Origin of the sequence: Sulfurovum sp. (assembly GCF_041551015.1) — a bacterium.
Lineage (GTDB): Bacteria > Campylobacterota > Campylobacteria > Campylobacterales > Sulfurovaceae > Sulfurovum.
Window position 1 is genome coordinate 1 of the sequence record NZ_JBFENQ010000017.1, and the last position, 18819, is coordinate 18819.

The 18819-nt window shown below is 37.8% G+C and carries 19 protein-coding genes; 13 read left to right on the plus strand and 6 right to left on the minus strand.

The window, feature by feature from the left end:
- The 3 genes from polA to ccsA all read left to right on the plus strand — a co-directional run.
- Window positions 1-2269: DNA polymerase I (polA, locus tag ABZC96_RS02220; RefSeq protein WP_373028773.1), on the plus strand; the 2269-nt coding region annotated here is incomplete at its 5' end.
- Window position 2270: 1 nt separating this feature from the next.
- Window positions 2271-2978 (plus strand): formylglycine-generating enzyme family protein, encoded by a 708-nt coding sequence (locus tag ABZC96_RS02225; RefSeq protein WP_373028775.1) that lies wholly within the window; start codon window positions 2271-2273, stop codon window positions 2976-2978.
- 127 nt (window positions 2979-3105) lie between these two features.
- The gene (gene ccsA, locus ABZC96_RS02230) at window positions 3106-6195 is read left to right on the plus strand and encodes a cytochrome c biogenesis protein CcsA (protein ID WP_373028777.1); all 3090 of its coding nucleotides are present in this window, start codon (window positions 3106-3108) and stop codon (window positions 6193-6195) included.
- 4 nt (window positions 6196-6199) lie between these two features.
- Here ccsA and ABZC96_RS02235 read toward each other — a convergent pair whose 3' ends face one another.
- Window positions 6200-6616 (minus strand): secondary thiamine-phosphate synthase enzyme YjbQ, encoded by a 417-nt coding sequence (locus ABZC96_RS02235; RefSeq protein WP_373028779.1) that lies wholly within the window; start codon window positions 6614-6616, stop codon window positions 6200-6202.
- Window positions 6617-6647: 31 nt separating this feature from the next.
- Window positions 6648-7766, minus strand: coding sequence for a S1C family serine protease (locus ABZC96_RS02240; protein WP_373028780.1), 1119 nt, complete (start codon window positions 7764-7766; stop codon window positions 6648-6650).
- Between the two features lie 259 nt (window positions 7767-8025).
- Between ABZC96_RS02240 and mscL the strand changes: the two genes are divergently transcribed.
- Window positions 8026-8457 carry a large conductance mechanosensitive channel protein MscL gene (gene mscL, locus ABZC96_RS02245; protein WP_373028781.1) on the plus strand — a complete coding sequence of 144 codons (432 nt, stop codon included), beginning with the start codon at window positions 8026-8028 and terminating at the stop codon, window positions 8455-8457.
- A gap of 173 nt (window positions 8458-8630) precedes the next feature.
- A complete protein-coding gene (locus tag ABZC96_RS02250; RefSeq protein WP_373028783.1) occupies window positions 8631-8978 on the plus strand; it encodes a DUF3147 family protein in 348 nt (115 codons plus the stop codon).
- 115 nt (window positions 8979-9093) lie between these two features.
- On the opposite strand, the gene ABZC96_RS02255 is transcribed toward ABZC96_RS02250, so the two are convergent.
- A complete protein-coding gene (locus ABZC96_RS02255) occupies window positions 9094-9729 on the minus strand; it encodes a ThiF family adenylyltransferase (RefSeq protein WP_373028785.1) in 636 nt (211 codons plus the stop codon).
- 115 nt (window positions 9730-9844) lie between these two features.
- Window positions 9845-10624, minus strand: a complete 780-nt coding sequence (gene surE / locus ABZC96_RS02260; protein WP_373028787.1) for a 5'/3'-nucleotidase SurE — start codon at window positions 10622-10624, stop codon at window positions 9845-9847.
- A gap of 128 nt (window positions 10625-10752) precedes the next feature.
- On the opposite strand from surE, the gene greA reads away from it, so the two are divergent.
- From greA to ABZC96_RS02280, 4 genes are read left to right on the plus strand one after another with little or no spacing between them, the layout of a single operon-like run.
- Window positions 10753-11241, plus strand: a complete 489-nt coding sequence (greA, locus tag ABZC96_RS02265; protein ID WP_373028789.1) for a transcription elongation factor GreA — start codon at window positions 10753-10755, stop codon at window positions 11239-11241.
- A gap of 10 nt (window positions 11242-11251) precedes the next feature.
- A complete protein-coding gene (gene argC, locus ABZC96_RS02270) occupies window positions 11252-12259 on the plus strand; it encodes an N-acetyl-gamma-glutamyl-phosphate reductase (protein WP_373028791.1) in 1008 nt (335 codons plus the stop codon).
- 21 nt (window positions 12260-12280) lie between these two features.
- The gene (locus tag ABZC96_RS02275; protein WP_373028792.1) at window positions 12281-12964 is read left to right on the plus strand and encodes a UDP-2,3-diacylglucosamine diphosphatase; all 684 of its coding nucleotides are present in this window, start codon (window positions 12281-12283) and stop codon (window positions 12962-12964) included.
- Window positions 12964-13386, plus strand: a complete 423-nt coding sequence (locus tag ABZC96_RS02280; RefSeq protein ID WP_373028793.1) for a YqaA family protein — start codon at window positions 12964-12966, stop codon at window positions 13384-13386. The genes ABZC96_RS02275 and ABZC96_RS02280 overlap by 1 nt, the downstream gene beginning before the upstream one ends.
- Here the strand turns inward: ABZC96_RS02280 and ABZC96_RS02285 are convergent.
- On the minus strand, window positions 13344-13637 hold the full coding sequence (locus ABZC96_RS02285; RefSeq protein WP_373028794.1) for a DUF3817 domain-containing protein: 294 nt from the start codon (window positions 13635-13637) through the stop codon (window positions 13344-13346). The genes ABZC96_RS02280 and ABZC96_RS02285 overlap by 43 nt on opposite strands.
- Window positions 13638-13745: 108 nt before the next feature.
- Between ABZC96_RS02285 and ABZC96_RS02290 the strand changes: the two genes are divergently transcribed.
- Window positions 13746-14426, plus strand: coding sequence for a hypothetical protein (locus ABZC96_RS02290; RefSeq protein WP_373028795.1), 681 nt, complete (start codon window positions 13746-13748; stop codon window positions 14424-14426).
- Window positions 14427-14470: 44 nt separating this feature from the next.
- Here the strand turns inward: ABZC96_RS02290 and ABZC96_RS02295 are convergent, their stop codons facing one another.
- A complete protein-coding gene (locus ABZC96_RS02295) occupies window positions 14471-15388 on the minus strand; it encodes a methylenetetrahydrofolate reductase (protein WP_373028797.1) in 918 nt (305 codons plus the stop codon).
- A gap of 112 nt (window positions 15389-15500) precedes the next feature.
- On the opposite strand from ABZC96_RS02295, the gene serB reads away from it, so the two are divergent.
- From serB to ABZC96_RS02310, 3 genes are read left to right on the plus strand one after another with little or no spacing between them, the layout of a single operon-like run.
- A complete protein-coding gene (serB, locus tag ABZC96_RS02300; protein WP_373028799.1) occupies window positions 15501-16133 on the plus strand; it encodes a phosphoserine phosphatase SerB in 633 nt (210 codons plus the stop codon).
- Window positions 16133-17899, plus strand: a complete 1767-nt coding sequence (locus ABZC96_RS02305; RefSeq protein WP_373028801.1) for an ABC transporter ATP-binding protein — start codon at window positions 16133-16135, stop codon at window positions 17897-17899. Before serB ends, ABZC96_RS02305 begins: the two co-directional genes overlap by 1 nt.
- Before the next feature lie 9 nt (window positions 17900-17908).
- Entirely contained in the window at window positions 17909-18673 is a 765-nt protein-coding gene (locus tag ABZC96_RS02310; protein WP_373028803.1) for an undecaprenyl-diphosphate phosphatase, read from the plus strand.
- Window positions 18674-18819 lie beyond the last annotated feature (146 nt).

Genomic DNA, 18819 nt, shown 5'->3' on the forward strand with positions numbered 1-18819 from the left:
TGATGGTGTGGTAGTTATGTATGATTCTGTAAAAAAACAAGAAGTAGATGAACAAGCATGTGTGGATAAATTTGGTGTATACCCTAAAGACTTCATCAACTTTCAAGCCATACTAGGGGACAGTTCAGACAATATTCCTGGCGTAAAAGGCATAGGAAAAGTAGGTGCGGCGAAACTTATCAATCAGTATCATACACTTGAAGCGATCTATGAAGACATAGAAAATTGTGGTACACCGCGTATACAGAAACTACTTTTAGAGAGTAAGGAAAACGCTTTTTTATCTCGTAAATTGGTTACAATGAGTACAGATGTCTTTAAAGATATGGATGTTGAAAGCTTTGTTTTTGAAGATAAAAATTATCTCTCATGCTTGCTTGAAGAGTTTGAAAAATATGAGATGAAACAGGCCATTAAAAAAGCAAAAATAGGGCTTGAAGAGACAGACTGTCCAGTGGTTGAAAAACCGAAAAGTTCAAACCTTAGTTTTGAAGCAGTTACTTTAGACAGTAAAGAGAAACTATCAAGTGTGATAGAGAATATAGACAAAGATGCAATAGTCGCCTTTGATACTGAGACAACAGGCCTAGATACCAAAGTAGCAAAGATGGTAGGGTTCAGTTTTTGTTTTGAAGCAGGGAAATCATACTATGTACCAGTTGGACATAACTATCTTGGGGTAGAAGAGCAGGTAAGTATGGATGATGCTGTTTTAGCATTAAAGAAACTGATGACACATAACATTGTCGGACAAAATCTGAAATTTGATTTTTCTTTGCTTTACAATCAGTTTGATATGGAGCCTGTTATACCATTTGCCGATACGATGATCATGGCATGGCTCTCTAACCCTGGCACTAAAGTAGGGCTTGATACACTTGCCAAGACATTTTTCAAGTATGAGATGAAGCCTTTCAAAGAGATGATAAAAAAAGGAGAAGATTTTTCGGCTGTAGCTATAGAAGATGCTACTTTTTACGCTGCGGAAGATGCCTGGATGACATATCTTCTCTATGGAGCCATTAAAAAGAAGATGGAACTCTCTTCACTTTCGCATCTTTTGAAAGAAGCAAAGAATGTAGAATATCCGTTTATGAATGTCTTGATGCGTATGGAACGTTTAGGTATCAAGATAGATCCTAGAAAATTAGAAGCATTACAAAAAACACTCAGTGAAGACCTGTCTACATTGACTTCAGAGATATATGAACTTAGTGGATCAGAATTTAACATCAAGTCAACACAACAATTAGGTGTAGTACTGTTTCAACAGTTGGGACTCAAAGGCGGGAAAAAAACCAAGACAGGGTACAGTACCAATGAATCTGTACTAAGTTCACTGGTAGGAGAGCATCCTATCATCGAAAAGATCCTTGAGTACAGAGAATATCAGAAGATACTCTCTACTTATGTGGACCCTTTGCTAAAACTTGCTAATACGGATGAAAACAGTCGTATTTACACTTCATTTGTTCAAACAGGCACAGCAACAGGACGTTTGTCTTCACGTGATCCTAACTTGCAAAACATTCCTGTACGTTCAGCTCTTGGACGTTCAGTAAGAGAAGCTTTTGTAGCCAAAGAAGGGTATAAACTGGTGAGTATCGACTACTCTCAAATTGAACTTCGTCTACTTGCACATTTCTCAAAAGATGCAGCTTTAATGGAAGCATTTAATAAGGGTGTAGATATTCACTTGGCGACTGCAATTAAACTGTTTGGAGAAGAAGAGGCTCAAGAAAAACGAAATTTAGCAAAATCTGTGAATTTTGGACTTCTTTACGGTATGGGACCGAAAAAACTCTCTGAAGATGTGGGAATAACACAAGGAGAAGCCAAAGAGATCATTATAAACTACTTTGCATCATTCCCAACAGTAAAGAATTTCCTGGAAGGTATACAGGAACGTGTCAAGATAGATGGTTATGTGGAAACCATACTGAAAAGAAGACGTATATTTGACTATGAGAGTGCCAACGGGATGCAAAAAGCAGCCTTTATGCGTGAATCAGTAAATACCGTTTTCCAAGGCTCGGCAGCAGACCTTATAAAACTCTCTATGAATCATATAGACACAATGATACGAGAAGAGAATCTAGACGCATTTATGCTTTTACAGATACATGATGAACTTATCTTTGAAGTGAAAGAAGAAAAAGTAGAAGAGATATCTAAACGATTTGTACACACAATGGAAAATATATTGGATTTAAATGTGCCATTGGAGTGTTCAGTAAGTGTAGGCGATAGCTGGGGAGAGTTAAAATAATATGATGAAATCATATTTTGATGACAATTTTGTACATCTGCCTCGAGGGTCTTTTCTTATGGGTTCTGATGACGTACTTGCTAAAGAGAGAGAAAAACCTCTACATGAAGTGCATATCAACTATGATATTGCCATGGCTAAGAGACCGGTGACTGTGGAAGAGTATATGCTCTTTACACAAGCCACAGGAGCAGAAGTACCTGAAGAGAGGCATGAACATCTTGGCTTTGATGTACCCGTAAGACGTGTTCGTTATCATGATGCAAAAGCGTATTGTGAATGGAAAACACAAAGAGAGGGGAAAACCTATAGACTTCCTACAGAGGCTGAATGGGAATATGCCTGTAGAGCAGGGAGTACGGGGAATTACTGTTTTGGTTACGACGAAAAAGAATTTGGTGACTATGCCTGGTATACTGACAACTCAGAAGGTGTGACACATGAGGTAGGTACAAAAAAACCAAATGCATGGGGACTCTATGATATGCATGGTAATGTATGGGAATGGTGTGCAGACTGGTACAGTGAAAGTTATGAAAACACACCTAGAGATGGATCCCGCTATACAATACCCAATGAGAAGGGAAGAGTATTACGCGGAGGTTCTTGGAACGGAAGTGCTGAAAACAGCCGTTGCTCTTCCAGGATCAATCTTGGTTCAGGTGGACGCAATTATTTTGTAGGGTTTCGTGTACTTATAGAGCTGTAGTTACGGTCTCTTAATGTAACATTCATTACCCATTGTACGAATAATAAAAGATTAACTACCTCAATTAACATTCGGTTAGCAAACATCCGTTATAATCTTTTCACTTAATGGTACAAGGATGTAGGGGATGAAGTATATTTTTTCCATGAAAATGGCTGTGTTTATGTTATTTGCTTTTGGTGCACTGGCGGGCATAGCAACGTTTATAGAAAATGATTATGGGACACAAACAGCTAGAGCACTGATCTACAAAGCACAATGGTTTGAAGTATTTTTGGCTTATTTCGTGGCTATCCTTGTTTACAATATCATCAAATATAAAAGTTATAAAACAAAACCTGCAGTTTTTCTTTTCCACTTTTCATTTCTTGTCATTGCACTTGGTGCACTTGTAACACGTTATATAGGTTATGAAGGTGTCATGCATATACGTGAAGGTGCTTCAAGTAATACGATGGTCTCAGATGTAAAGATCTTACAACTGCAGGCTAAACAGGGTGATAAGAGTGCTGTATTTGAAAAAGAGATTTACTTCTCTACCATGACGGAGAATTCTTTAAGCAAGACACTTTCTGTTGGTGATAAAGAGGTAAAGATAGAATTACTCAAGTATTTGCCGACAACACATGAAAAAGCGATAGCTTCTCCAGACGGAAAAAAACTTTTAGAACTGAAAATTTCAACAGGCCAAAAAGGTGAAATATACTACATAGCGAAAGGTGAAAGAAAAGACTTTGGCGGTTTTTATGTAGGTTATGATGTTGAACCTACTACTGATAAGCCAACCTTCCTCATCAAAGAGGAAGGTACCGGATATAAGGTAGATTTTCCGTTTGTACTTCAAACGCTTAACATGAACGATAGAACTTCTGCAGAATTAGATGCAGGAGAGAATGAATTTAAAAACAGAATGTTATACCGTTTTGGACCGAATGCGATCGTATTGAAAGATATACATGAAAAAGCCATTCTAAAATTGGACTCTCATGATATTAAGACACAAAGAGGTCAAGCTGAATATATGCAGTGGAAAGTGAGTGTTGGAGATAAAAGTCAAATCATTACTACTAGACCGTATCAAGGTCAAATGGGAAAAATGAAACAAATGGAACTCAATGGTGTAGATATAGATATGCGTGTAGGAGCGAAGTTGATAGAGTTGCCATTTTCTATCAAGCTTGATAATTTTGAGTTAGAGCGTTACCCTGGTTCTATGACACCTGCATCATACTCCAGTGATGTAGTCCTTATAGACAAAGAACAAAATATCAATATGCCGTATAAGATCTATATGAACCATATACTTGACCATAGAAACTATCGTTTCTTCCAGTCCTCTTATGACCAGGATGAAAAAGGTACAGTACTTTCAGTGAATCACGATCCGGGAACTTTACCTACTTATATAGGATATATATTATTAACACTCGGGATGATCTGGTCTCTGTTCGCACCTAGTGGAAGATTCCAAAAACTGCTTAAGGGAGCAAAAAAACTACAGGCATCTGCTGCAGCCATAGCCTTTGTAGCACTTTTAGCAATTAGTCCACAAAATTTGAATGCTGCATCACCATCCATTGATGAAAGTATGCTAAAAGCAATGCAGTCTTATGATGCAGAACATGCAAGAAATTTTGGAAAAATTGCTGTGCAGGATCATCAGGGACGTATGAAACCTATGGATACGGTTGCACATGAGGTTATTGCTAAGATCACAGGAAGATCAGTTCTCTTTGATCTGGAACCTAATCAAATGTTACTCGGTATGATCATGCAACCTGAACTATATCAAAATGTACCGATGATAAAAGTCGGGCACAAAAAGATCGCTGTAACACTAGGACTTCCTGAAACAACGAAATATGCAAAGTTTACAGACTTCTTTTCTCAGGCAGACAACAGTTACAAGATCTTTTCAGCAGTAACAGAGGCAAGTCAAAAAAAACCACTTGAAAAAACACAATATGATAAAGAACTTATCAAAATAGATGAAAGAGTGAACGTTGCTTTTATGGCATATCAGGGTTCACTCTTACGCATCTTTCCAAAGCCTAATGATGCCAACAACAAATGGATGGCACCTATGGATGCGATCAAAGATTATCCTAAAGAGCAGTCTGATGCTGTAAAAATGAGTATCTCAGCTTATTTCCAAATGGTAGCAGAAGGGCTGAAAACAAGTAATTGGTCACATGCAGACTTGGCAATTAAAGGCATACGTCAGTATCAGGAAAAATATGGTGCTGCAGTGATCCCAAGTCAAAATCATATAGACATGGAGATCAAGTATAATAAATTTGGTCTTTTTTCGAAGCTGGTTCCATTGTATTTGATTCTAGGAGTTTTACTTTTAGTATTTTCATTTATCAATGTACTTAAACCGACATTTTCTATGAAATGGATCATGCGTGTTGCATTGGCTGTACTTATGATTGGGTTTGCTATGCATATTGTTGGACTGGGTATTCGTTGGTATATTGCAGGACATGCACCGTGGTCTAATGCATATGAATCCATCGTGTTTATTGCAGCTTCTACAGTTCTTGCAGGAGTTGTCTTGGCTAGACGTTCGCCGTTTGCGTTAGCTGGTACAGCCATTTTGGCAGGTGTGACTATGGGTGTAGCACATATGAATTTCATTAACCCGGAGATCACTACCCTTGTACCGGTCCTTAAGTCATACTGGCTCATGATTCACGTAGCCACGATCATTTCTGGTGATGGCTTCTTGGGACTAGGATCCATCTTATCACTCTTAGTACTTATATTGTATATCATGAGAGGTAAAAATGGTAATGAGAATATCGACCGTTCGATTAAAGAGTTGACAAATCTTTCTGAAATGGGACTGATCATTGGTCTTTTCTTACTGACTATAGGTAACTTCTTAGGTGGTGTTTGGGCAAATGAAAGTTGGGGACGTTACTGGGGCTGGGATGCTAAAGAGACTTGGGCTGCAGTGACCATACTTATCTATGCGACTGTACTTCACTTAAGATTTATCCCGTCATTGAAGTCAAATTTTATTTATAATGTGGCATCAACATGGGCATACTCTACAGTACTTATGACATACTTTGGTGTAAACTATTATCTCTCAGGTTTACACTCATACGCAGCAGGTGACCCAGTGCCTATCCCTATGTGGATATACTATGCAGTTGCAGGGTTGTTTGTATTGACAGTTTTGGCTGTTAGGAATAGAAAGCTAACCTAAGTACTTAACTATATAATGTAACTACAATGCGGCGGCTTCCGCCGTAATCCCTATGTTCTCCAAGATAGATCCCCTGCCAAGTACCAAGATTCATCCTACCGTTTGTAATAGGGATGCTCAGTGAACTTCCAAGTATTGAAGCTTTGATGTGTGCTGGCATATCATCCGACCCCTCATAGGTGTGGATATAGTAGGGCTTCTTATCAACGATATCGGTAAAAAAGTTCTCCATATCTTCACGTACGGAGGGATCAGCATTTTCATTGATACTAAGTGAAGCACTCGTGTGTTTGATAAAAAGGTGTAAAAGCCCAGCCTCAATGGATGGCATTGAAAGCAGAGATTTTTCTATCTCTGAGGTGATGAGATGAAAACCTTTTGATTTTGGTGATAGTGTGATCGTCTCTTGATGTATAGCCATAGTAAAGTATACTATTTTTTATCGTATATATTTATTTTAAAATGATTGATATCGTGTTTTCTTTCTTTTCACGTAAATATCTTAGTTTGACTTTGTCACCTATATGATAGTTTTCCAAGGTGGTCAGTAGTGTACTGATGTCATCTATTTCATGTTCATCAATACCCAATATGATGTCTCCGGCCACAAGATGACTTCTATCCATCATTTCTATTCCTCTAAGTCCCGCAATTTCAGCAGGTGAGCCTTGCTCTACTTCGATGACTGCCACACCTTTTATACCATATTGGGAAGTGATGAGTTTATTGAGTTCATTATCGATGGTGATCCCGAGTTTTGGTCTTTCATATTTTCCATGTGCGATAAGCTGTGGTACGATACGGTTGACCGTATCGACTGGTACAGCAAGTCCTATACCTGCATAGGCACCTGAAGGGCTGTAAATTGCAGTATTGATTCCTACCAGACGCCCAGAACTGTCTAGGAGGGGACCGCCTGAATTACCAGGATTGATCGCTGCGTCGGTTTGGATAAGTCCTTTGATCTGAGAGCCGCTGTCATTATAGAGGCTTCGGTTCAGTGCCGAAACGATACCTGTGGTGAGGGTCTGGTCCAATCCAAAAGGGTTACCGATAGCATACATCATCTGTCCGACCTGAAGGTCATGACTAGTGCCTATGGGTAATGCAGATGGCATATTAGATACTATAGGCATACGTAGTACCGCAATATCATGATGTGGACTTGCTCCAACTAATTCAGCATTAAAGGTACGTTGGTCACTTAGGCGTATACGTATTGTTGAGGCACCTTCCAAGACGTGATAGTTTGTGATGATATGTCCGTGTTTATCCCAGATAAATCCCGAACCTGTGCCTCTGGGTATGCGGGCGATGTCCCTTGTCCACAAGTTTACCATCTCTGCAAGTGTAGTGATATAGACCACTGAAGGACTGGCTTGACGGAAGATTTCTATATTGGTTTTTTCTACATCAGATAATTCTCCTCTTGCTGTGACAACTTGAGGTTTGGCTGACATTTTTATCAGATAGTTTTCAAGACGTGGAATCAAAAAAAGGAGGACAGCTATTCCTATGATCATCCAAAAAAAGATATGTATGTTACGTAATAGATTATGATTATTAGCCATGTTAAACATACTTTCATTTACTTTTTCTTTATTATACTAAAGATGGGAAAATCATTTTTTACAAACAATTTTCCTTTTTTATCTCTTTATAATAATATGAGGAGACTTCCTTATAATTTTAAGACTTATCTTCTCATCTATATATTATAATTTTTTATCTTAATACTTTAGCAAGATGCACCAAAAGGGTATTTCCTGCGGGCAATTTCTATGTAGTTTTACTGCGTAGAAAAAAGAAAAGATATAAAAAAGGACAAGAATGTTGGAAGAATTTAAAAAGTTTCTCATCAAGGGAAATATGGTAGATATGGCGGTTGGTTTCATCTTTGGTGGGGCTTTTGCTACAGTAGTAAAATCAATGGTTGCCAATGTAGTGATGCCTCCAGTTGGTATGCTTATGGGACAGGTTGATTTCTCTCAACTTTTTATCGCACTTGATGGTAACAGTTATGAAAGTATGGCTGCTTTAGACAAAGCTGGTGCACCGGCAATCAAGTATGGTATGTTTATTAATGATGTGATCTCATTTGTTATTTTGGGGTTTGTTGTATTTATGTTTATCAAAGCGTATAATAGACTCAAAGAACCAGAAGAGGCAAAAGCACCGACGACAAAAACATGTAGTGAATGTGCCGAAAGTATTCCTCTGGCTGCTAAAAAATGTGGACACTGCGGTAATACTGATGTCTAAGCTAAATATATACTAGTTTTCATTGTAAACCTTATAAAGTTGTATATTTTATAAGGTTTATCAAATAAGATGTTTTTTAGTAATTATTGTTTATATTCTCCCATAAAAATGAAACTCTTATATCTGTTAACTTAGATTATATTTATATGTAGAGAGACTTAAAAGGAAAATATTTGGCTTACTATATAACAAAACTAGTTATTACCACAATTTTAATTGTATTAATCTCTGAAATTTCAAAGAGAAGCAGCTTAATAGGTGCCATATTGGCAGCTATACCTTTGGTATCTATATTGGCTATGACTTGGATGTATATAGATACAAATAGCAGTAACAAGGCGGTAGAGTTTTCAAATAGTATTGTTTGGTTAATTGCACCATCCATGACACTATTTATTGCTTTTCCTATTTTAATCAAAAAAGGTTTCAGTTTTTACCCAAGTATGCTTATCTCTATCCTTTTAACCGTTTTTGCTTATTACAGTGTCATTTTTCTTCTTCATAAATTAGGGATTAGATAATTTCAGATTAGATATAGAAAGCTTATAAGGTTATACCAGTCAATACACAAAGTTGTGTTCTAAAAGTATCTGATTATATGATACTGGATAAAAACGATGTATTGTCACTGGAAAACTATTTAATGATCCTTTTGATCGCTTCGGAACAAACAGTCAGACCGACAGCACCTGTAACCGCAACACAAGAACCTTTTTCTTTGCACTTATCTTCTTCTGGTGAAAATACGACAGTAAAGTTTCGGTCAAATTTTACTTTTTTGAGTTCATTACGTATTTTTCTTGCGAGTGCATCACCATGTGTTTTCCAAATAGAGGTGACTTCTATTTTATTGGTATCATAGCGTTTTGCAGAACCCAGAGCCATAATGAGCTTTTTGTAACATTTTTTAGCTACTTCTATCTTCACTTTGGTTGTGTCTGCTGCATCTATGATGATGTCATAAGGTTCAAAGTCAAATTCTTTTACCCAGGCCACCGTCATATGTTGATGGATGGTTTTTACACCAGGATAAAGTTCTTGAAGACGGTCTACTTTTACCATGCCTACTGCTTCTGAACCTATTTGTCTGTTCTGGTTGGTTTCATCGTAGACATCGTAATCTAAGATGGTAATGTCACTGACGCCTGAACGGTAAAGACAGTCAAGTGCATAGGAGCCTACACCACCTATACCAAGTATAAGTATCTTCGCTTTTTGTAACTTTTCAAAGTCTTCATCTCCAAAAAGCATACGGCATCTTTGAAATCTCATAAACTATATCCTTGTTTTAAAGAGCGAGCAGTCGCGAGAGCCTTATGCTGAATAGAACTTAGTGTTAGCGTAGTGTTTTGGGCTTTGCTCAAAATGCGTTCAATTGGTGATAATCTCATAGCCAGGCATCCAAAGATTTGATATCATCATAGCTTGTCATATCAAGATGAACAGGGGTAATTGAAACATAACCATCGTTAATCGCTTCAAAGTCTGTAACATGACCTTGGGTTTCCATCCATCCTAAGGCAGGTAAACCTATCCAATAGTACTCTTTACCTCGTGGATTATGGTGTACTTCAGCATGGTGGCCATAGAGACGGTTTCCTGCACGTGTGACTTTAAAGCCTTTACACTCTGAAGTTGGAATAGGGGGGATATTAATATTTAAAAATTTACGTGGAGGCAGAGGAAAATCGTTGGCTAAAATCTTTTCTACAAGGGTGACTATGCTCTCTTTAGCTAAATCATAGCCTAGCTCCTTGATACTTTCACCATGGTCTTTATAGACTTGTGAGATGGCAATGCCAGGGATACCTTGCAGGACGGCTTCCATGGCAGCAGACGCTGTACCGGAGTAGGTGATGTCCTCACCCATATTTGAGCCGATATTGATACCGGAGATAACAATATCCGGTCTATTTTCTTTGGTAAAAAGTTTGTTGAGTGCAAGAAAAACACAGTCTGTTGGTGTACCGTCATCTAATTTGTAAAAATCTTTTTTCACTTCTACAAAATTGAGCGGTCTCGTTAATGTCAGCGAATGTCCGCAGGCTGATTTCTCTGTTGTTGGAGCGACTACAGAAACATGACCTAAAGGTTTCAGTGCGTCTACCAGTGCTTCAAGGCCTTTAGACTCGAAACCATCATCGTTCGTAACTAATATTTGCTTCATTCTATGTACTTTATCTGTAGACTTCTTTTAACGTTTATAAAAGAAGTCTATTATTTTAACGGTATTATAACCTTTTTGGTATAATACCTACAATTAGAAATTAATTCATTATTTTAAAAGGACCTATCGTGCAAAAAGAGCCGATGTTAAAAGAAACTTATAACAGACTTTCAGAAGAACTTGAACAGTTAAAATCTGTAGAGAGAGGCGTTATTGCCCAAGTCATTGATGAGGCAAGGGCACAGGGAGATCTTAAGGAAAATGCAGAGTATCATGCAGCAAAAGAAAAACAAGGTCTTATGGAAGCACGTATAGCAGAACTCACAGATGTAGTGGGTCGAGCACAAGTGGTAGACCCCTCAACATTTGCACATACGAGAGTGAGTTTTGGTTCAACGGTACAACTGATAGATCAAAATACAGATGAAGAGATATGCTATACCATTGTAGGTGGACAAGAGTCTAATCCTGCTAAAGGGCTTATCTCTATTCAGTCGCCTATGGCTAGAGCACTCATAGGAAAAGAAGAGGGTGATGAAGTATCATTAACATTGCCAACAGGTAAAAAGACATATGACATTGAAGAGGTGTCGTATAAAGAAATAAAATTAGATTAAAGAGGATAGTATGATAAAAGTAGGTGTTGTAGGAGCCAGTGGGTACACTGGGTTGGAACTGGTCAAGATGTTAGTAACGCATGGCGGGTTTCAGTTAACGTATCTTGCTACTACTCAGGGTGATACAATGATAGAGCAATTACATCCTTCATTGGTAAATGTGATCAGTCTTCCTGTTGAAAAAGCAAATGCAGATGCTGTGGCTGCAAACTGTGAACTTGTCTTTCTTGCACTTCCTCATAAAGCCTCTATGGGCTTCGCAAAGGGACTCTTGGACAAAGGTGTAAAAGTTGTGGACCTCTCTGCTGATTATCGTTTAGAACTTGATACCTATGAAGAGCACTATTGTGAGCATGAAGACAAAGCACATTTAGATGATGCTACATATGCACTGGTCGAGTATTATAGAGAAGAATTGAAAAGTACTAAACTTGCTGCTGGCCCAGGGTGTTACCCTACGGCAACACTTCTTGGTATTTTGCCGTTCATACCATATATTGATACTTCTGCACCTCTTTTTGTAGATGCAAAATCTGGTGTGAGTGGTGCAGGGAAAAAGTTGAGTGAAAGTACACACTTTGTCTCTGTCAATGACAACATTTTTGCATATAATCCATTAAAGCATCGTCATGCACCGGAGATAGCAGAGAAGATAGAAAAGGTACACGGCGTTAAAATGAACGTGAACTTTGTGCCGCATCTTATCCCTGCGACACGTGGTGAACTGGTCTCTGTCTATGCAACATTAAAAGAGGATATTGATCCAATGGAAGTGTTGAAAAAGCATTATGCTAATGATCCTTTTATCCGTATCAGAGAGAATCCAGTTGACATTAAAAGTACAGCAGGGACACATTTCTGTGATATCTTCGCAGCCAAAAACGGCAATGCACTTTTTGTCTCTTCAGCCATAGATAACCTCTTGCGTGGTGCAAGTTCACAAGCCCTTGTGGCTGCGAATCTTATGTGTGGATATGATGAAGGTATGGGTATACCAACTATTGCCTATATGCCATGATAACGAGCCATAGTAAATAATATGATAACCATAAAAGAGCAAGCACTTTTTATCGCTGACTCACATTATCCTCATCATGGAGATGCTTTTTTAGATTTACTTAAAAAGCTTGAAAGTGGAGAATTAAAAACCCCTCAACTCTTTTTGATGGGTGACAATTTTGATCTGCTCTTTGGACACAACGACTACATACAAACTTTTTCAAAAGAAGCCATACTTTTATTGCAAACACTTTCACAAAAACTTGAAATGCACTACTTTGAGGGCAATCACGATTTTTGTCTAAAAGAAGTTTTCCCTGATATTCATGTATACAGTAGAGAAGAACAGCCTGTGATGTTTAATTTGGAAAAGAAAAAAATTGCGATTTCTCATGGCGACAAATATGCCATAGGTTTTGCTTATAATCTCTATTGTAAGGTTTTACGTAACAAGACGACCCTGACCATCCTCAAGCCTTTTGAAAAGGCTATTATTGGTCGTCGCATGAGAAAATTGTCAAAAAAACATATATGTTTTACCTTTCATGGCTTTGAAAAAAGAGTAGAAGAGATATTGGAAAATTATACTGAAGCAGATCTTGTGATTGAAGGCCATTTTCATCAGTGTAAGACAGTAGGTAAATACATTTCTTTACCCTCATTGGCATGCCAAGGAATGGTAGGTGTCATAGAGGAGGGAGAAATGCACTTTAAGACACTTTAATGGTTTATATTACACTCTTTACCGTTGCCTTTATCTCTGCTACGCTGCTCCCTATGGGAAGCGAAGCCTTACTTCTTTATGATATCTCCCAAAACCATTCATTGGTACTCTTATGGACATTTGCAACAGTAGGTAATACTTTAGGTTCGATGGTGAACTATTGGTTAGGACTAAAAGGTGAAGCATATCTTGAAGAAAAAGGGCATCTGTCAGCAAAGAAGATGGAAAAAGCAAGAGGTTTCTTTGATTCATATGGAGGATGGACGCTGCTACTGTCATGGGTTCCTATTATCGGAGACCCATTGACTTTCATTGCGGGAGTGTTACGCTACAATTTTAAGTGGTTTTCACTTATTGTAGCAGTAGCCAAAGGAACACGTTATGCTATTGTCATCTTTTTAGCAAGCAGTTTATCCGTATAGAAAGAACCAAACGGTATTAGTGACAAGATAGAGTAGAGTGCAGTCTCTTTTAACATAAAGCCATCTTCTTTTTTAGCTTCAATGATCTGGTAGATGAAAGCAAATACAAGTAGACCGTGCAGCATACCTACTACTTTAGTTGCCATAGGGTAACCAAAACTATATTTTAGCGGCATAGCAATGAAGAGTAAGATGATAAATGAGATTCCTTCTATTTTATTGATCAAACGAAATTTTTGTAATTCAGACATATTATCTCCTAATTTATTTTTGTGAGTATAGCAGAAGATGTTTAATAATAGAACTCTCTGAATATTTTTTAGGTTATAATTATTTATCTATCGAAAAAAAGGCCGAAAATGCAGAATGAAAATCAAGATATAAAAAATATACCCGAATATGATTTTGACATTATAGAAATCATGAAAGAAGGTTTTAGGCGTATAGAAGGTGTCAAGGGAATATTTCTAGCTGCATTTGTTGTATATGTTGTTGTTGCCATTATCGTACAAATGATATTGGGCATATTTTTTCCTTCTTCATCGTCCCTTGCACAGCCACATCTTCTGAATCAACAGATCGTTACCATTTTAAGTTATCCTGTACTTATGCCGCTAATTGCAGGTGTCATAATGCTTGCTATACACTACTCACGAGGAGAGAATATAGAGTTTAAATCTATATTTAACTACTATCATCTTACCGGTAAGTTAGCATTGGCAGGACTGCTTATTTATATTATGACGGTCATGGGTTTTGTACTTCTTATCCTTCCTGGTATCTACTTGAGTATTGCATATGTTTTTACTTTACCACTCATAGTGGATAAAGAGATGGATGTCTGGGATGCAATGGAACTATCGAGAAAAGCAGTAACAAAACACTGGTTTAAGGTTTTTGGTCTTTTTTTCCTACTCAGCCTAATCATGGCACTAGGTGCACTGGCATTCGGTATCGGTCTTATTTGGGCAGTACCATTACTATTTGTGACACTGTATGGGTTACTTTATCCGCTGATATTTGATGCGGTAAGTATTTAAAAGAAGTATGTCCTCGTATTATGCACGAGGACTTTGAAGTTATTTTATCCTATCAAGTCTGAACATAGATCAAAACGATTATGCGTCATCAAATGCACTTTCCCATGCAGATCCATAATCTCATCAAAGATGCGTTTAGAGAGTGCAAAGCCTACTTCTTGTTCTTTCTCTTCTCCGTCCATGGCAGCTAGGTTCATTTCGTCTATGATCGGCTTCGGTACAGAGATACCTGGCACTTTGTCGTCAATGAAGTTGGCTGTTCTGGCACGTACTATGGGAAACTGACCTAAGACGAGGTGAGCTTCTTTGGCTGTGTCTCTTATACTTATTTCTTTGGCTTCTTCAAAGAGAGCTAAAAGCTCTTTGGCATTTTCAAGGTCATAGACAGGCTGTGTGATGATGGCACGTGCACCATAGTCAAGTTTTTTAATCATACGTTTTTTAAGGCTGTTCATGTCTTTTGCAGTAGCATTGCTCACAGCAAACGGATAGATGGGCTTCGGTGCAGGGTTTAGTGGCTTATTACTATAGTCTACACCTTTGTTTAAGTGGTGTATGATGCTTAAAAGCAAGGTAGAGTCACGTTCAAGTACACCTTTAACATCTGGTTGATCTGAGAATTTTGCAGGGTCACCCGTAAGTGCCAAGATACAACGTAAGTCAAAATCATTTGCACCAAGTAGGGTAGATTGCAATGAGAGTTTGTTTTTGTCTCTCATACTCATCGTAGCGATGACGGGTTTGTTAAATGTCTGTTGTACTTTAATGGCAGAGAGTACCCCTGACATTTTGAGTTTGGCTAAAGGGTTGTCGGTACATGAAAAGCCTGTAACTTTGTCTTGGAGGTTGTGCTTTTTGATATCTGCAATGATACCATCGATAGATGCACCATGTGGTGGATTGATCTCAACAGTAATAAATCTTTTTTCAAGGCAAAGAACGTCGCAAAATTTTTCAAACATGAATTTACTCTTTATAGTTTAATTAGTTATAATTCTACCTAAATAATGCATAGAAGGTTATTACAGAATAACCAAAGCATGATATATTAACAAATATTAATTAGGGATTATGATGACTAAACTAGCCGTATTTGACTTTGATTCAACACTGATGGATGGCGAGACCATCGACTTTTTGGCTGCACCACTTGGACTTGAAAAGTCTGTGGCAGAGATTACTGAAAGAGCAATGGCAGGGGAGTTAGACTTTTTTAAGTCTCTTGTAGCCAGAGTAGCGCTCATAGAAGGTTTGGAAGAAGAAAGAGTAAATGGTATCTGTTCTGAACTTCCTATGATGCCTGGTGCGTTTGAAGTTGTGGCTGGACTTAAAGAGAGAGGTTATACAGTGGTATGTTTCTCTGGTGGTTTTAGAAATGCAACAAAACCTGCATGTGAGAAGCTGGGTATTGATGCTGATTTTTCAAACTTTTTACATAGTGAAAGAGGTATCCTTACCGGTCAAGTTGGGGGAGAGATGATGTATGGAGAAGCCAAAGGTGATATGATCATACGTATGCAAGGTTTATTGGGTGTAAGTCGTGAAAATACGCTTGTTGTAGGTGATGGAGCCAATGATCTTAGTATGTTTGCCCATGCAGATACCCGTGTGGCATTTTGTGCAAAACCTATACTTAAAGAGGCAGCTACACATTGTGTAGATGAGAAAGATCTCACTCAGATACTTCAGATAGTAGACGCTCTGTAATGCAAAATAACAGTTGTAGTATAAAAGGCATTGTACGACAACTGTTTAGTTATAAAAAAGCTGTCATCTTAGGAAATGTACTTGCACTGCTTTCTACACTGCTTGTTGTCATTATTCCACTTTTTATTCCTATACTAGTAGATGAACTTTTATTGGGACAGGATCATGGATTCATCACTTGGATCTCTGAAAATATCTTTACTTCTGATACAAAAGGGTATGTACTCTTTGTCTTAGCAATCATCATCTTTCTTCGTGTGACCAGCGTACTTTTAAGCATTATGCAGAGTAAGATATTTACTGTCATATCAAAAAATATTACATATAAGATGAGAGAGTCATTACTTAAACATTTGAAACATGTTTCACTTAAAGAGTATGAGACGATGCGTGTAGGAGCAGTGACTTCCAAACTGGTCACAGATGTGGAAACCATAGACGGATTTGTAAGCAGTACCATCTCTAAATTTATCATCGCTTCTTTTGTGTTAATTTTTTCTGCTGTGGTATTATTTTGGATCCATTGGCAGCTTGCCGTTTTCATCTTGGTGACTAACCCAATCGTTGTCTTTTTTACTGCAAAACTTGCACGAAACATTGGTAAACTTAAAAAAGATGAGAACAAAGCGGTGGAAGTATTTCAGTCTGCGTTAAATGAAACTTTGGAACTCTTTCATCAAATTCGTGCAGCGAATAAAGAAGAGTACTTCTTTGACAAGAGTGAAGAAAAGGCCAGAGAACTGAAAGACCATGCTATTGCGTACGGGTATAAAAGTGAAGCTGCGATGAAGTATTCTTATTTGGTATTTTTGAGCGGCTATGAAGTCTTTAGGGCAGTGAGTATTTTAGCGGTGGCATATTCTGATCTCTCTGTGGGATTGATGCTTGCTATTTTTTCTTACCTCTGGGTGATGGTAACACCTACCCAAGATATCATTAACTTCCAATACGCACTCTCTACTGCAAAAGCGGCGTGTACACGCATTAACAGCATTTATGCGATGGAACAGGAACCAAAGAGGCAAGAGCAGATCAATCCTTTTGATTCTCAACATGCCATTGACATAGAGGTGAAGGATCTTTCATTTTCGTATCAGGAAAACAAAAGTATATTAACTAATATCAATATGTATATTGAAAAAGGTTCAAAGGTCGCTATTGTTGGAGCCAGTGGCTCCGGAAAGACAACGCTCTCTAACATACTTGTAGGTTTCTATCCCTTGGATGATGGAGAGGTTATGTATGGTGGTGTGTCTAACAAAGCACTAAAACTTTCAACTATAAGAGAAAATATTCATCTCATCTTGCAACATCCTAAACTCTTTAATGATACAATGTTGTTTAATCTAACGTTAGGCAAAGTTTATAGTGATGATGTTGTGCAAAATGCACTCGAGATCGCGCAGCTTACAGATGTCATAGAACGTTTAGATTTGGGACTTGATACGCTTGTTGGAAAAGATGGTATCAAGCTCAGTGGAGGGCAACGACAAAGAGTAGCAATAGCAAGGATGATCTTATCTGATCCCAAAGTGGTGATCTTTGATGAATCAACCTCGGCTTTAGATGTACATACAGAAGTGAGGCTGTTTGATGCACTGCATGACTTTTTGTCCCAAAAGACGGTGATTACTATCGCACATAGACTTAGTACTATTAAAAGTGCAGAGTTCATTTATGTGTTGGAAGATGGTAAGGTTGTTGATAGTGGTACACCAAAAGCACTATTGGCAAAAGACGAGAGTTATTTTTCTAGCATGGTTTAAAGGTACACATTGGATATTTTTCAAGCGATAATCATCGGTATTATCGAAGGCTTTACAGAGTTTTTACCCATCTCATCTACGGGGCATATGATCGTCGCCAGTGAATTCCTGGGCGTTTCTCAAGATGCATTGACCAAAGCCTATGAAGTGATCATCCAATTTGCTGCGATCCTTGCTGTTATGCTTATCTACAAAGAAAAAATTACTTTCAAACAAATAGACTTATGGCAAAAACTTTTTGTGGCTTTTCTTCCTCTGGCAATCGTCGGATACATCTTTAAAGATTATATAAAAACACTTTTTACCGTTGAAATAGTAGCCTGGATGTTCATTATTGGCGGGTTTGTTTTTCTCATAGTTGAGTATTTTTATGAAGAAAAAAAGGCACATGTTACACATGTCGAAAAAGTAAATTACAAACAGGCATTCTGGGTAGGCATAGCGCAGATATTTTCTCTGATCCCGGGTACCAGTCGAGCAGGTGCAACAATAATAGGTGGTTTACTTGTAGGTTTAGACAGAAAAACATCTATGGAGTTTTCATTCTTACTCGCTATACCTGTGATGGCAGCAGTGACAGGATATGATCTACTCAAATATTATCAAGATTTTACAGATGCCAACTGGGGTGCCTTTATTGCTGGTTTCATTGCTGCATTTGTTGTGGCTTATTTGACGATCAAACTTTTTCTTGCATTTATTCAAAGATTTACTTTTGTGGCATTTGGTATTTATAGAATACTTTTTGGAGTGATTTTATTGACGATGATATAATTTTTATAGGTATGAATTTATAGAACCTCTTACGGGAGTTTCTCTTAAGTTCAAAAAGATTTTTTGGACATGAATGAGGGGTACCTCATATTTTAAAGGTATATAATGAAATTTAGTGAATTTAATTTTCATGCTGATTTAGCAAA

Coding starts and splice junctions, on each gene's coding strand:
- argC (WP_373028791.1), top strand. CDS start 11,252: ATGATAAAAGTAGGTGTTGTAGGAGCCAGTGGGTACACTGGGTTGGAA.
- ABZC96_RS02285 (WP_373028794.1), bottom strand. CDS start 13,637: ATGTCTGAATTACAAAAATTTCGTTTGATCAATAAAATAGAAGGAATC.
- ABZC96_RS02240 (WP_373028780.1), bottom strand. CDS start 7,766: ATGGCTAATAATCATAATCTATTACGTAACATACATATCTTTTTTTGG.
- ABZC96_RS02255 (WP_373028785.1), bottom strand. CDS start 9,729: ATGAGATTTCAAAGATGCCGTATGCTTTTTGGAGATGAAGACTTTGAA.
- ABZC96_RS02295 (WP_373028797.1), bottom strand. CDS start 15,388: ATGTTTGAAAAATTTTGCGACGTTCTTTGCCTTGAAAAAAGATTTATT.
- ABZC96_RS02275 (WP_373028792.1), top strand. CDS start 12,281: ATGATAACCATAAAAGAGCAAGCACTTTTTATCGCTGACTCACATTAT.
- ABZC96_RS02280 (WP_373028793.1), top strand. CDS start 12,964: ATGGTTTATATTACACTCTTTACCGTTGCCTTTATCTCTGCTACGCTG.
- ABZC96_RS02225 (WP_373028775.1), top strand. CDS start 2,271: ATGATGAAATCATATTTTGATGACAATTTTGTACATCTGCCTCGAGGG.
- ABZC96_RS02235 (WP_373028779.1), bottom strand. CDS start 6,616: ATGGCTATACATCAAGAGACGATCACACTATCACCAAAATCAAAAGGT.
- serB (WP_373028799.1), top strand. CDS start 15,501: ATGACTAAACTAGCCGTATTTGACTTTGATTCAACACTGATGGATGGC.
- ABZC96_RS02290 (WP_373028795.1), top strand. CDS start 13,746: ATGCAGAATGAAAATCAAGATATAAAAAATATACCCGAATATGATTTT.
- ccsA (WP_373028777.1), top strand. CDS start 3,106: ATGAAGTATATTTTTTCCATGAAAATGGCTGTGTTTATGTTATTTGCT.
- mscL (WP_373028781.1), top strand. CDS start 8,026: ATGTTGGAAGAATTTAAAAAGTTTCTCATCAAGGGAAATATGGTAGAT.
- surE (WP_373028787.1), bottom strand. CDS start 10,624: ATGAAGCAAATATTAGTTACGAACGATGATGGTTTCGAGTCTAAAGGC.
- ABZC96_RS02305 (WP_373028801.1), top strand. CDS start 16,133: ATGCAAAATAACAGTTGTAGTATAAAAGGCATTGTACGACAACTGTTT.